The sequence below is a fragment of the Agrococcus carbonis genome, from assembly GCF_900104705.1.
GTDB lineage: Bacteria > Actinomycetota > Actinomycetes > Actinomycetales > Microbacteriaceae > Agrococcus > Agrococcus carbonis.
Genome location: NZ_LT629734.1, coordinates 1,715,164 through 1,728,306 on the forward strand (window position 1 = coordinate 1,715,164; position 13,143 = coordinate 1,728,306).

The 13,143-nt window shown below is 70.7% G+C and carries 12 protein-coding genes; 5 read left to right on the top strand and 7 right to left on the bottom strand.

The annotated features are described in order from the left end of the window. The first annotated feature begins 348 nt into the window (after positions 1-348). Entirely contained in the window at positions 349-996 is a 648-nt protein-coding gene (locus BLT67_RS08335) for an excalibur calcium-binding domain-containing protein (RefSeq protein WP_231945446.1), read from the top strand. A 47-nt stretch (positions 997-1,043) separates the two neighbouring features. Next, on the top strand, positions 1,044-1,859 hold the full coding sequence (locus BLT67_RS08340) for an HNH endonuclease family protein (RefSeq protein WP_157674283.1): 816 nt from the start codon (positions 1,044-1,046) through the stop codon (positions 1,857-1,859). A 10-nt stretch (positions 1,860-1,869) separates the two neighbouring features. Here the strand turns inward: BLT67_RS08340 and BLT67_RS08345 are convergent, their stop codons facing one another. After that, positions 1,870-3,300, bottom strand: a complete 1,431-nt coding sequence (locus tag BLT67_RS08345; protein WP_231945447.1) for a phytoene desaturase family protein — start codon at positions 3,298-3,300, stop codon at positions 1,870-1,872. Positions 3,301-3,428: 128 nt separating this feature from the next. Between BLT67_RS08345 and BLT67_RS08350 the strand changes: the two genes are divergently transcribed. The 3 genes from BLT67_RS08350 to BLT67_RS08360 all read left to right on the top strand — a co-directional run bounded on the left by BLT67_RS08350 (position 3,429) and on the right by BLT67_RS08360 (position 5,408). Further along, positions 3,429-3,971: a hypothetical protein gene (locus BLT67_RS08350; protein ID WP_092666595.1), complete on the top strand. Its 543-nt coding sequence runs from the start codon at positions 3,429-3,431 to the stop codon at positions 3,969-3,971. A gap of 85 nt (positions 3,972-4,056) precedes the next feature. Next, positions 4,057-4,563 (top strand): flavodoxin family protein, encoded by a 507-nt coding sequence (locus tag BLT67_RS08355; RefSeq protein WP_092666596.1) that lies wholly within the window; start codon positions 4,057-4,059, stop codon positions 4,561-4,563. A 194-nt stretch (positions 4,564-4,757) separates the two neighbouring features. Continuing rightward, positions 4,758-5,408 carry a hypothetical protein gene (locus BLT67_RS08360; protein WP_092666597.1) on the top strand — a complete coding sequence of 217 codons (651 nt, stop codon included), beginning with the start codon at positions 4,758-4,760 and terminating at the stop codon, positions 5,406-5,408. A gap of 213 nt (positions 5,409-5,621) precedes the next feature. On the opposite strand, the gene BLT67_RS08370 is transcribed toward BLT67_RS08360, so the two are convergent. From BLT67_RS08370 to BLT67_RS08395, 6 genes are all read right to left on the bottom strand, one after another. Next, a complete protein-coding gene (locus BLT67_RS08370) occupies positions 5,622-6,113 on the bottom strand; it encodes a hypothetical protein (RefSeq protein ID WP_092666598.1) in 492 nt (163 codons plus the stop codon). A gap of 202 nt (positions 6,114-6,315) precedes the next feature. Continuing rightward, on the bottom strand, positions 6,316-7,809 hold the full coding sequence (locus BLT67_RS08375; protein WP_157674284.1) for an HNH endonuclease signature motif containing protein: 1,494 nt from the start codon (positions 7,807-7,809) through the stop codon (positions 6,316-6,318). 284 nt (positions 7,810-8,093) lie between these two features. Beyond that, positions 8,094-9,263 carry a TM2 domain-containing protein gene (locus BLT67_RS08380; RefSeq protein ID WP_092666600.1) on the bottom strand — a complete coding sequence of 390 codons (1,170 nt, stop codon included), beginning with the start codon at positions 9,261-9,263 and terminating at the stop codon, positions 8,094-8,096. Between the two features lie 297 nt (positions 9,264-9,560). Beyond that, positions 9,561-9,929, bottom strand: a complete 369-nt coding sequence (locus tag BLT67_RS08385; protein ID WP_092666601.1) for a hypothetical protein — start codon at positions 9,927-9,929, stop codon at positions 9,561-9,563. Beyond that, positions 9,926-11,128 (bottom strand): TRAFAC clade GTPase domain-containing protein, encoded by a 1,203-nt coding sequence (locus BLT67_RS08390; RefSeq protein WP_197674410.1) that lies wholly within the window; start codon positions 11,126-11,128, stop codon positions 9,926-9,928. The genes BLT67_RS08385 and BLT67_RS08390 overlap by 4 nt, the downstream gene beginning before the upstream one ends. Positions 11,129-11,192: 64 nt before the next feature. After that, entirely contained in the window at positions 11,193-13,043 is a 1,851-nt protein-coding gene (locus BLT67_RS08395) for a DUF262 domain-containing protein (RefSeq protein WP_092666603.1), read from the bottom strand. Between the last annotated feature and the right edge of the window lie 100 nt (positions 13,044-13,143).

Here is a 13,143-nt window from a genome sequence, read left to right on the forward strand (position 1 = left end):
CGCTCCTCACAGCAGGGAGTTCCGTTGCCCGCTCCGAGCGGCACGGGGTGCAGGCAAGACGTTCTTCTTGAACCCCAATGCGCGCTGAGCAGATACTGAGGCGGTCGCCGCCCGCTTCCGATTAGCCTCATGGGAGACGGCGTCCCCAGCTCCGTCTACGCCGCCGATCCGTCGCGCGAAGGTCCCGCGCCTACGCGCGATCGCGGCATGCTCCTCAGCTACGGAGAGTCCATGCAGCGCCCAGTCACGAATCCGACGTCTTCGTTCCGGAGCAACCCATCGACGCAGGTCATGGAACCGGTCTACACGGGGGCTCCGTCTCGGCGCAGACGACCGGCTTGGCTGTGGGTGCTGCTGATTCTCGCGCTCTTCCTCGCCCTGCTCCTGAGCAACTGTGCTGGCTTCCTCGCGAGCTCCCTGATGAGGCCGGAAGTTATCGCGCAGCAGCAGACGCAGCAGGAGCTGGACGAGGCTCTTGCGCTGGTCGACCAATCCGCGACGGAGCGGTCCGAGGCCGTAGCCGCCGCGGAGCAGCTCGACGTCCAGGTCGCGGAACTGCAGGACCGGATCGCTGAGCTCGAGCTCCAGGCGGAGGGGCACGGCTCCGAGGTCGAAGAAGCAGCGGCCGCTCTGCTCGCCGTGCAAGAGGAGCGAGACGCAGCACTTGGCGACGTCGATCGCCTCGAAGACCGAGTCGCTGCCCTTGAAGCTGAGCTGGAGGCAGCGCGTGCCGACGCGCCAGCGCCACGGCCCGCGCCCGCCGCCGCGCCAGCGCCACGGCCCGCGCCCGTCGCCGCGACCCCCTCCAGTCCTTCGGGTGGGTCGTCGACGAGCGGATCTTCGACCAGTGGCACGGCATCCGGCACGTCGAGCGGATCCGTCTACTACGCCAACTGCTCCGCGGTTCGCGCGGCAGGACGAGCACCGCTGTACGCGAACCAAGCCGGATACCGATCAGGCCTCGATCGGGATGGCGACGGCGTCGCCTGCGAGTAGGGATGCTGACTCGAGTGAGGCCGGCTCGGCTCCTCGTCGCAGCCTGCGTGCTGCTGGCGTTCGCGCTCGTGGGCGGGGCAGCGCTGTTCGCCGCGGTGCTGCTCGATCGCGGCGCTGGGCTGACGGCCCTGCTGGCCGACGACGGGAAGAGCCCGCAGACCGAATCTCCGTCCCCCTCGCTGCCGCCCAATGCTCGCGGCGAGGGATCGCCTGCCATCGAACCGGACGCCGAAGATGAACGCGAGCCCGCGGTTGATGACGTTCTCGTCGATGAAGCAGACGTGCTCTACCAGCGCGCCCTCGACGCCACCGCCTCGCTCGGCGAGCTCGACGGCACGCAAATGATCCCGCCGTATCGCCGCGACTCGTTCGGCGATGGATGGGTGGACGTCGACCGCAACGGCTGCAGCACGCGCAACGATGTGCTCGAGCGGGATCTCGACGCGGTGACCTGGCTGCCGGACCGCCGCTGCGTCGTCGCGACCGGCACGCTGCAGGACCCGTACACCGGCGCGTCGATCCCGTTCTTCCACGACGCCGTCGCGCCCGAGGGGAGCCGCGGCAGCCAGGGGGTGCAGGTCGACCACATCATCAGTCTCTCTGCCGCGCACGACGGCGGCGCGTGGGCATGGACGGAGGCCGAGCGCATCGCGTTCGCCAACGACCCGGAGACGCTGCTGGCCGTCGACGGCGCTGCGAACGCGTCGAAGGGCGATCGCGGCCCGAGCGCCTGGTTGCCCGACGATCCGGGCTTCTGGTGCGACTATTCCGCCCGCTACGTGGAGGTCGCGGTCGAGTACGGCCTCGCCGTCGAGCGGGCCGACCGGCTGATGCTGCAGGACGTCCTGCAGGCCTGCGTCTGACGCGTCGCCGCTACTCGCCGAGCGCCCGCAGCGCCGCGTGCGCCGCGTGCCACCCGCTCATGCCGTGCACGCCGCCCCCCGGCGGCGCCGACGACGAGCACAGGAACACCCGCCCGGGCGTCGGCACCCGGTAGGGGTCGACCAGCCGCGGGCGCAGCAGCTGCTGCGTGCCGGCGAGGGATCCGCCGCCGATCGAGCCGCCGACGAGGTTGGGGTTCCACAGCTCGAGCGCCGCCGGCGGCGTCGAGATGCGCTCGAGCACGCGCTCGCCGAAGCCCGGTGCGAAGCGCTCGATCTGCGCCTCGATCGCGGCGGACGCGTCGCCCGGCCACGCGTGCGGCACATGCGCGTAGGCCCACACCAGGTGCTTCCCCGCGGGCGCGCGCGATGGGTCGGCAGCGGTCGGCTGCGTGAGCAGCACGAACGGCCGCTCGGGCATGCGGCCGCGCGCGACGTCGGCCTCGGCCTCGGCGATCTCGCGCAGCGTGCCGCCGACGTGCACGGTGCCGGCGCCGGCGACGCGCGGGTCGGCCCACGGGATCGGCCCGTCGAGCAGCAGGTCGAGCTTCGAGACCGCCGGCCCGTAGCGCCAGCCGCCGAGCCTGCGCGCGTAGCCGGTGGGCAGGTCGAGGCCGGCGAGCCGCAGCAGCTGGTGCGGGGTGAGGTCGAGCAGCACCACGTCGCCGGTCACCTCGGCGAGGTCGCGCACCTCGACGCCCGTCTCGATGCGGGCGCCGGCGGACTCGGCGACGTGCCGCAGCGCATCCGCGATCGACTGCGTGCCGCCGCGCGCGAAGGGCCAGCCGACCGAGTGGCCGAGCCCCCCGAAGGCGACGCCGAAGCCGCTCGTGACGAGGCTGCCGAGCGGCAGCGTCGCGTGCGTCGAGCTGCCGGCGAAGAGCGCCTGCGCCGCGCCCGAGCGGAAGACGGTGCGCGCGAGCAGGCTCGCCGGCCACGCGCCCCGCACGCCGATGCTGGCGAGCAGCAGCGGGTCGTCGGGCCAGCGGGTCAGGGGGCCGAGGATGCTCGCGGCGGTCGCGTAGGGACGCTCGGTCGCGGGCGCGTGCAGCCGCAGCCACGCGTCGCCGTCGACGCCGAGCTCGCGCGCGGTCGCCTCGGCGTCGCGGTGCAGGATCGCGGCGCGGCCGCCGGGCAGCGGGTGCGCCATCGGGTGCTCGGCATGCACCCACTCGAGCCGGTGCTCGCCGAGCTCGGGGCGGTCGAGGCCGAGCGCCCGGAAGGCGGGGCTCGCCGCGCCGAAGGGGTGGCCCGCGGCGCCGAGGTCGACGATCGCCTGGTCGCCGAAGGCGGGGGCGGATGCGGCGGCGCCGCCGACGTGGTCGAGCCGTTCCAGCACGGTCACCTCGAGCCCCGCGCGCGCGAGCACCGCGGCGGCGGTGAGGCCGTTGGGGCCGGCGCCCACGACGGTGGCGGTGGTCACGCGGCCTCCTCCCGGTCGTGCGGTTGGCCTGCTGCCCGCAGGCTACACAACGCGCTCGTGCGGCGGGTCGGAGCCGCGGCTCGCGCGCGCCGCGGCGTCGGCGCTCGCGCGTGCGCGATGCTGTCCCCGTGCATCCGACGCCGCCCGCCGCATCCGAACCCGCCGCATCCGAACCCCTCGCATCCGGCCCGCCGCTCACAGTGACCGCGTGGGTCGCGATCGTCGCGCCGCTCGTCGCACTCGTGCTCAAGGGGCTCGTGCCCGGCTGGCTCATCTTCTTCGCGGTGCTGTGGAGCCCGGTGCTGCTCATCGGCTACGCGCTGCTCGTGGTCGCCGCCGCTCGCGGGATGCTGCGCAGGCGCGGCGTGCTGCGCCGCCCCGAGCGCCGCGTGCGCGCGCGGATGTGGGCGTGGCTCACATCGGTCGGCGTCGTGCTGTTCGGCGCCACGATCGTCGACGGGGGCGATACGACCGAGTCGCTGCAGTCGCTGCTGACGGTGCTGCTGGGATCGCCGACGACCCCCTCGCCCGCGCACGACGCCTCGGCCGCGATCGCGTGGGCCGCCGCGGCCGCGTGGCTCGTCGGCTGGCTCGCCCTCATGGTCGAGTGGGCCGTCGCGGTGATCGCCGTGCGCGCGCCGGTGCCGCGGGTCGCGCCGCCGCGCGTGTGAGCCGACGCCCCGGTCTCGTGCGGCAGATCGGTTCTTCCCCCGCGGCGGGCTCCGGCCTAGCCTGACGCGAACCGAGGAGGCAGCGATGCGCGCACTGGTGGTCTACGAGTCGCTCTGGGGCAACACCGAGCAGGTCGCGCGTGCGATCGCCGACCGGCTGCGGCGCACGATGGGCTCCGAGGCGGTGACGACGGATGCGGCGCCCACCAACGTCGACGGGTTCGACCTCGTGCTCGCAGGCGGCCCCACCCACGCCTTCTCCATGTCGCGGCCGTCGACGCGGCAGAACGCCGTCGACCAGCACGGCGCGCCGCATGCGCCCGGACGTGGGGTCCGCGAATGGCTCGGGGCGCTCGAGCGCGCGCCGCGCGGCACCCTCGCGGCCACCTTCGACACCCGGGTCGACAAGCCGCGGCTGCCGGGCTCGGCCGCGCGCGCCGCGAAGCAGGAGCTGCGCAGCCTCGGCTTCGAGATCCTCGCGAAGCAGCAGACCTTCCGCGTGCACGACTACGCGGGCCCCCTCGTCGACGGCGAGCTCGCCCGGGCGGCCGACTGGGCCGATGAGCTCGCCCTCGCGGCACTCGCTCGCTGACCGCCGAGCCTCTCCTCTGACCGGCCGCCCGCGCACTTCGCGGCCGAGCCCGCGCATCCGCCGTCGCTCTCGTCCGCGCCGCCAGGCGGCCGCTCAACACCGCCCGGTCGGTCAACACCGCGCGGTCGCTCGGCATGGCGGGGTCGCTCGGCTCGCTACCGTTGAGGCAGGCCGATCCGAGGAGGACCCCCCATATGCCCGAGCTCGCGAACGGCAAGTACGTCTCGCAGTCCGACGCCGTGCGGCAGTGGTGGCCGGTCGCGCGCGAGGTGCTGCTCGAGGCGGCCCGCGAGTATGGCGCGTTCGTCACCTACGACGAGCTGAGCGCGCGCATCCAGGCGTCGATCGGCATCACGACGAGGCAGCCCGCCGAGGAGTGGATCGGCTACGTGCTCGGCAAGGTCGCAGCGGATGCGGAGCAGCGCCGGGAGCCGCGGCTCACGTCGCTGTGCGTCACGGCCGAGCACGGCATCGCGGAGGACTACGCCGGCGTCGAGCCGGGCACCGACGAGCGCACCCGCGAGCGGGTCGCCGCCGAGGACCGCCTCGCCTGCTACCGCGCGTTCGGCGCCGAGCTGCCGGAGGACGGCGGCAGCGCGACGATCCCGCCGCGCGTGCTCGAGCGGCTGCAGAGCGCGCCCCGCGCTCGTGCGTCGAGCGGGTCGAGTCGCACGCGGACGGCGACGAGCCGCTCGACGACGCCGCGCGCCTCCACCCCGCGCGCTTCGACCGCCCGAGCGACCCCCGCACCGGGCGGGATGCGCGAGGTCACCTGCCCGCACTGCTTCTTCGTCGTGCCGGCCGCCGCGACGTGCCGCGACTGCGGCGGGGCGCTGCCGGCCTGACCCGCGTCCGCTGGCGCCGGGACCGCCGCGTTCGATGGGACTGCCGCGTCGGCTCGCGCAGCCGCGTCCGCTTGCGCTGCCGCGTCGGCTCGCGCTGCCGCGCTTGCTTGCGCTGCCGCGTCCGCTCGCGCTGCCGCGTCCGCTCGCGCTGCCGCGTCCGCTCGCGCTGCCGCGTCCGCTCGCGCTGCCGCGTCCGCTCGCGTCGCCGGTCCGCTACCCGAATCGCTCGTGCGCGGTCTCGCGGGAGATGCGCTGCAGCTCGGCGATCTGCTGCTCCGCTCGCAGCTTGAGCGCTTCGAGCATGCGCACGTCGAAGCGCCGGTCGTGCTCGGCGACCTCGAGCAGCGCATCCCACATCGACAGCTTCGCTCGCACCATGCCGGTGAGCACATCGAGCTCGAGCTGGGCCATCGAGCTGCGCCGCAGCCGCAGCAGGTTCACGGGATTCGCGGCCCCGACGGCGCTCACCGCGAGCGTGAGCGCCCGCTTCCATCCCGCAGGCCGGAAGCCGAGCCGCTGGATCAGCTGCGCGAGGTCCTTGCGGTCGCGCGCGACCTCGTCGGCCAGCGCGTGCAGCGCCGCCTCATGCGGCGTCCCCGCCCACGTGCGCCCCGCCGCATGGAAGGCACGGACGCCGCCCTCCGACCCGAGCAGGTGCTCGTTCAGGTAGGTGGCGAGGTTGTCGTCCGCCTCGCGTTCGGTCATGGCTGCTCCCCTCGTCGCTCGACAGCGTCCCGCTGTCGCGGCGCGACGCCAGTGTGGCTCGCCCACCTCGATGACCGCTCAGAGTGCGGACGTCGTGCACCGCCGCTCCCGCACGTCACTCGCACCTGAGCCCTCCGGCGCGACGGCTCGCGCACGTCCGCTCCCGCACGACCGCTCGCACATGCCGCACAGAGGGGCGGGATCAGAAGGGAATCGGCTCCCTCGAGGCGCCGCTATCGAGTGCTCGAGGAGCGACGTCCTTGAACACCGGTCCGGCCGGTTCCACCCGATCGTCGATCACCTGGCCGATGGGTGAGGTCCAGCGGAGCACCCCGCCCGGCAGCTGTTCGAGCCGCCATCGGGTGTCGTGCTTGAGCCCGTGGTCGGCTCGGCAGAGGTGCCCGAGGTTGCCGATGCTGGTCGTGCCGCCCTTGGCGAAGTCGGTGGTGTGGTCGAGGTCGGTGCGGTACACCGGCTTGGCGCAGCCCGGCCCGCGACATCGGCCGTCGCGGGCTCGGAGCCAGCGGCGCTGCGCCTCGAGCGGCCGGTACGTGTCGGCGGTCACCGGCACGCCGGTCGTGGGGTCGGTGAAGAGGCGCTCCCAGGTGGCAGTGTCGCCGGCGATGCGGCGTGCCGTGTCACGGTCGACGAGCACCTTGCCGTCGAGCACCGCGGGGAAGCGGAGATCGTGCAGGGCCGGCTCCTGGTGGTCGCCGTGCAGCAGCTCGGTCGCCGGGATCGTGATCGCGACATGCGCGGTGATGGGGGAGACGCCGTGGTGGTCGTCGGGGATGAGGCCCGCCAGCATGAGCTCGAGGAGCGCATCCGCTCGGAACTGGTCGTAGGTGCGCGGGTCGTCCTTGGCCTTCTTGCGTGCGGCCTGCGTGAGGCGGTCGTGCGCGGCGTGGATCTCGAGCGCGGGGCCGTGCAGCACGAGGTCGGCCATACCGTCGCCCGCGTCGAAGACCTCGACGCGTCGCTTCGCCCGAGCGGCGTCGTGGCGCTGCTGCAGCGGCTCGGTGAGCACCTCGTCGATGAGCTGCTTGGCACCGGCCCGCAGGCGCGAGGTAGAGACCCGCTCGGCGAGCTCGACGAGCTCATCGATGACGCGCCCCTTCTCCTCGTCGTCGACTCGCGCATCGAGGCGTAGCGCTCGCGTCTGCTGCTCGATGATGCGCAGGTGGGCGATCGTGATGCGGCCGGATTCGGCGGCCTCGTGTGCCGCCGGCAGCTCGGTGACGATGTTCCACGCATCCGTCATGCGCCCCATCACGCCGCCCTGGGTCAGCCGCAGCTCGACCGCGGCCATCGTCGCGAGCTCCTTGACCGCCGGGCCGGCGTCGCCGGGCAGCTCGACGACGCGCTGCACGTGCTCGGCCATGAGCGCACGACGCTCGCCCTCGATGCGCGCCGACTGCGCCTCGAGCGCCTGCATGCGGCGCACGAACTGCTCGTCGGCGCGCAGTCGCGCGGCGTTAGGATGCTCTGGCTCCTCGGGCAGGGTCGGCAGCTCGATGCGGCCCGCGATGAGGTCGTCGAGCTGCTCGTCGGGCACGAGCGCGAGGCGTTCGGACCACTCGCGCTCGCAATCGTCGAGCTGCGCCTGCAGCTCGGCTGCGGAGTAGCCATGGGGATCGATCGCACCTGCGCGCACGGCGGCGATGTATGCCTCGCCGTCGATGCCCCAGGTGTCCATGGCTGCACTCAACCACGGGCCACCCACACGGTCTGCCGCTGCACTCGCACCCCGCTGCATTGGCGTTGCTCCGCCGACCTGCCGGAGGCGGCGAAGGCTGCCGTCCGCTCCTGGAGGGGCCTGCCCTGGCCGAAGCGCTGATCGGGCACGTCGTTACCCCGCCCGTCGAGGAGGCCGCGCAGCGACCGCATCGAGACTAGCCAACTGCGGTGGAGGCTCGATCTGCACTTTCCCAAAGCCAAGGGCGGGGCGCGAACCACTGCGCACCCCGCCCTCGTTCGTGCTTACTGCACCGAGATCGTCCACCCCCCGTCAGCCGTGACGGTGATCACCGACGGCCCAGCCCCGAGCGGCACCGTGCCCGAGTAGGTCCCGATCTCGTTGACGAGCAGCCCCATCGAGAACAGGTCGTCGTTGTGCTCGATCACGGCGAAGTTCGACCCGCCATCGTGCGTCATCGCTGCGGCACCCGCGTCACCGCCGTAGAGGAACACGGCGTCGCCAGTCCCGTTCGCCGCCAGCTCGGGGGCGCTCGCGATCGGCGCGATCGTCAGCTCCCACGCGCCATCAGCGGTCACCTGCAGGCGCACTCCCTCGCCGAACGAGTTGAGGCCATACGCCGCGGTGCCGCCGTAGCCGCCGATCGTGTTTACGAGCAGGTCGCCGGTCGGCTCGTTCGCCGAGTCGAGCACGATCACCGCGAAGTTCGACGATCCGTTGTGCGACGCGGTGACCATCGCGGTCGCGGCGGGGAGCTCGATGACGGAGTCGCCCGACCCCTGGTGCGTCACGGCCTCGAACGTGCCGAAGGTGTCGGCAGCCCACGAGGCGGCGTCGTCTGCGGGCTCCTCGACCGGAGCGGCAGGTTCCGCCGCGGGCTCCTCTGCCGGCGCCTCCTCGGCGGGCTCGTCCTCGACCTCCGCGGCAGGCTCGGGGGCCGGCTGCGACACCGCCGGCACCGCGAGCGGCACGCGGCTTCCCGCGGCTGCACCGTTCACAGCGCCGAGGATGATGCCGAGCACCACCCAGACGGCGGTCACGATCCAGGCGACCTTTTTGTGCCTGTCGTAGCCCTCGAGCGGCCGCCCGAGCTTGTCGGTCTGCTTGCCCACGAGCGTGATGATCAGGTCGACGAGCGCCCAGATCCCGAGCCCGCCGAAGGTCAGCAGCTTCGCGATGCCCGTGCCGACCTTCCCGAGGTAGAAGCGGTCGACGCCGAGCGCGCCGAGCAGCATGGCGAACAGCCACGTCGCGACGAAGCTCTTCAGCGGCGCCTGCGGCCCGCCGAAGGCGTTGGGGGCGGATGCGTACCCGGGCGCAGCCGGGTAGGTCGCGGTCGGTGCGTGCGCGGCGGGCGCGTAGCCCGGCGCGGCGTACTGCGGAGCAGGCTGCTGCGGCATGGCGCCGCCGGCCTGCGCAGGGTCGGAGCCCTGCGAGGGGTTGGTGTAGGACATCGATGTCTCTCTCGTGACAGGTGAACCCACCGGCCTGGGGTCGGGGGAGGGGTGGCCGATCGGCTGGGGGCGTTGTGGCCTGTGGTGAAGCTATGCAGACCCACTGACACGGTGCCTGCGGTGAGCTCGCATGACGCGCTCACCGCAGACTTCATTGGGGTGGCTGGCGACACACGCGCTCTTGGGCTCCGGCGTCACTTCGAAGACGGCAGCCTTCTGGCCGTCAAACCCGCGGTCAGCGCACCGGTCTCGGCGGAGGACTACAGCGGCGCGTTGCACGGCAGCATGCCGGTTGGGCTATTCCGTCGGATGTGCGCTAAGCGGCTTGAGGGCTGGGGACTCGCGATCGGCAGCCCAAAGCGACTCGTAACGGCGAGCGACGAACGGCCACAGTTCGCGCTCCGCGTCGTCAACCGACGCGATCCTCCTGACGACGGGCCCGTCGACAACAAACTCATGCAGAATCCTGCGGCCACTGCGGTCGAGGCGCCCTTCGGGATCCAGCAGCCGGATCGACGCCATCGAGTCGATATGCGAGATCACGACTCCCCGCGGGTGATCCGAGAACGCGCGCTCATACAGCGCGAGCGGGTCGATTCCGTGTGAGGGACGGATCAGGAAGCGGAACCCCCAATCGCGTCCGCGGGTCGCCCAGAGCGTGATCATCGCGTGCTCCTAGCGAGCACCTTCTCCTCTTCGGCCTTCTTGATCTGCAGGAGGAATTGCGTCGCGGCTGCCCGAGCCCCCTCGTTGCGCGCTACGGCTCGATTGTGGGCTTCAACGAGTTCGTCGTGGCCGAGCTGTGCAAGGCGCTCCACGGCTTCGAGGTCTATCAGTGTCGCGAGCAATGCGAGCTTGCCCGGGAGTCGCCCTGCAATGCGAGCACCCCAAGCGGCGAATCGAGCGACGTGCGCGGCGTTTCGCAACAGGCGGCGAGCGACTTCGTTCGGCAGCAGACGGAGCTGCGCCCAGCGGTTGCCGCGCTCGATCGGCAGTAGAGAAGCGATGGGGAGGAGCAGGTCGACACCGACCTGATCCTCGAACACGATGCGCCCCGGCTCAAACCTCGCAGATGAGAGGAGCACGAAGTCCTCGCCTACCGACAGCGCATCGTCGGCCACTACTAGCGTTGCGATCGACTGTCGAAGCACGCTGAGCTCGTATCCGGCCTTCCGCACCACAAGGTCGGCGAAACTATCCACATCGAGATGGGGCAGGAGGTCGGCCTTCGACAGCGCGATCATCCAGATCCGTGGGAACTGCTCCAGACCTGCCGACCCGTCGAGCAGCTCGTCCTTCACGGACTCCAGGACATCCCGCATGCTCCCGAGCACCGACCGCAGGTACCGCTCCTCTTCGCCCGCGTGGTCCACCAGACGTTGCCCATCGATCAGCAGGATCGCGACATCGGAGTTGAGAAGCGCTCTGAAGTTGCTGACTCGCCGTTTCGCTTCCTCCTCGCTGCTGGCATCCTGCTCGAACCACTCGCCGGGGTAGTCGTGCCACACCAGGTGGAGAAGCGGATCTGCGCGGTGCGCGCTTGCTGCCTCCGGGCGGCGCAGCTGCACTGCGAAATCGTAGGTGGTCGACGAGAACCTGTTGGGCTCGGGAACGTCCGCCGAGTCCTTCATGCCCAGGTAATTCTGTCGCAGCAGCGTGGCTTGGTTCGCGCGGACGGCTCTCACGTCCAACACTCCTCTCCGTGCTCTTGCCGCTTCTAGGTAGGAGCCGAAGAAGGATGAGATGAGGACGGTCTTGCCGCTGCCGCTTTCGCCGAAGACCGCGATGTGCTGCTCGCGTGTTCTGCGCCTCGCCATCGTCAGTGCCCAGCCCGTGCGGCGGCTCGCCGAGACGTTCGACTCCAAGAAGTGGCGACGACTTCACCGCTGGGGACGTGCGTGCTGTTGACGTGCATCAACTTGTCCTTTGTCAGTCTTCGGTGTCGGCGATCGCCAGATCGGCGTCGATGTCTTCGATCCGATCTTCGGACTGGACGTCGGTCGCTTCGACTGGCGCCGCCCCGAGCTTGGCGCGGATGCGCTGCTCGAGCAAGGCCCGGCGCGATTCGAAGAAGGCGGGAAAGTCCTCGACCGCCGCGGGCAATGTTGCGGGGAGAGCGTTCCGATCGATGTAGGCGCCCATCTCGTCGTTGGACGCGTAGATGGCCGGCGCCCACGCCGCCGGCGGCACGTCCGACTTGCCGACGTTCTCGGCGCCCGGAAGCAGCTGGAGATTGGGCAGGAGGTCTCGAGCGGCGATCACCTCGTCGATCTCGCTCCTGTCGATGTCCAGGGATCCCGACACGACTGCCTTCTCGACGTTCTTCTTCGTCACCAGCGACGCCGGGTAGATGTGGTCTACATGATGGACATGGCGAGTATCGACGTGGTCGAACAGGATCGCCAGCGTCGGGAACGTGCGGGGCGAGCCGAAGCGGAGCGAGAGGATGTCGTCGACGAGCGAGTCGGTGACCTCAAGCGACTTGCCTTGCTTGGAGAGTGCTGCCTCGAGTGCGGAAGTGGGGAAGCCCGATGCGCCATGCGTCCGAATCGCCTCGCGCAGATCGCGCAGGAGCGTGTCGAGGCCCGAGCCCCACACCCCTCGCACGATCAGCGAGCGCAGCACCCACGAGCGCAGCGCGGCTCGATCCTCGCGATGCTTCTCGGCGTGGCGGTAGTCATTGCCGAGGTTCCTGCGCCGCAGGTAATACGCGACCGGAATCAGGACGCTGTCTGCCGAGAGGCTGCCCTCCGACAAGCCGAAGTCGGCCAGGAGGCCCGCGGCGACTCGCAGTGACTCGCTGATCTCGTCCCACTGGGTATCCAGCAGCTCCATGTTCTCCGAGCGGAAGTTCTTGACCTTGAATCCGAAGTCGCCGATGTCGGTGAGGACGAGGCCGGCCTTGAGGATGGTGTCCTTCGAGAAGGTGAAGCCGTTTCCGGTCGAGTTGAGCTGATCCACCAGTCCATGCACGGCGGCTCTAGCATCGCGCGACTTCCATTGCGCCGTCGCGATGGAAAGCAGCAGGTCGCTGTAGGACAGCACCGTGCCGCCAGAGTTCACGCGAATGAAGATGTCGAGCACCCTCTCGATGTCCTGATCGACCTCTTCGTAGAACTGGAGGCTCGCCTTGTTGTGGACCGCGTGCCACAGGTCGCTCAAGATGTCGGTGGCGATCTCGTCGTTGCCCACGCCGTACCGCTGGGGCAGCTTCATCAGTTGGCTCGCCTCGGCCGCCTCAAGGATGTCGCCCACCGGGAACCAACGATGCGTCGGATCGTCGGCCGCGCTCTGCAGTTGCTCGCGGGTCAGGAACGCGAGGTGGTACCGCAGGCCGGCTTCGTTCTCGGGCGCGTAGCCGAGGAGATTGATGTGCAGGGTCCGCGTCGGATACGACCACTCCTTCGTCGCCCATCCGCCCTTGTTCCGGTAGGCGTACGTTCCGCGTAGTCCGATGTTGAGGGACGTGAGGCGCTGCTGCCCATCGAGCACCGCCGTCACTGCCTGTGTGGGGTCGACATCAAGCAGTTGATTGTGGCGCTTGTCGAAGGCGCTGTAGTCCTTCATGAAGCCGTAGAACTTGAACTTCTTGACGGTTTCGGGCTCCACCCTCCACGAAAGGAAAGTGCCGACCGGGTAGCCGCGCATCATCGAGTCGAACAACTTGATCACCTGAGACGGCTTCCAGACATACTCGCGCTGGATCGCGGGAAGGATGAGTTCTCCGCGCTGGATGCGTCGCAGAGTCTCGGCCACGGTGACGGCGTCCTTGTGTGCCATTGCGGTCCTCTTCCTCAAGGGGTCTCGGCCGACGTTACGCCATACATGTGACACAACCTCGATTCCGTCACTCTGCCTGCACTCTCGCTGCGCCGTCGGC

What these genes read in the sequence shown, in the direction of transcription:
- BLT67_RS08355 (WP_092666596.1), top strand. Translation starts at nt 4,057, where the DNA reads ATGCGCGCACTGGTGGTCTACGAGTCGCTCTGGGGCAACACCGAGCAG.
- BLT67_RS08360 (WP_092666597.1), top strand. Translation starts at nt 4,758, where the DNA reads ATGCCCGAGCTCGCGAACGGCAAGTACGTCTCGCAGTCCGACGCCGTG.
- BLT67_RS08370 (WP_092666598.1), bottom strand. Translation starts at nt 6,113, where the DNA reads ATGACCGAACGCGAGGCGGACGACAACCTCGCCACCTACCTGAACGAG.
- BLT67_RS08375 (WP_157674284.1), bottom strand. Translation starts at nt 7,809, where the DNA reads ATGGACACCTGGGGCATCGACGGCGAGGCATACATCGCCGCCGTGCGC.
- BLT67_RS08380 (WP_092666600.1), bottom strand. Translation starts at nt 9,263, where the DNA reads ATGTCCTACACCAACCCCTCGCAGGGCTCCGACCCTGCGCAGGCCGGC.
- BLT67_RS08385 (WP_092666601.1), bottom strand. Translation starts at nt 9,929, where the DNA reads ATGATCACGCTCTGGGCGACCCGCGGACGCGATTGGGGGTTCCGCTTC.
- BLT67_RS08395 (WP_092666603.1), bottom strand. Translation starts at nt 13,043, where the DNA reads ATGGCACACAAGGACGCCGTCACCGTGGCCGAGACTCTGCGACGCATC.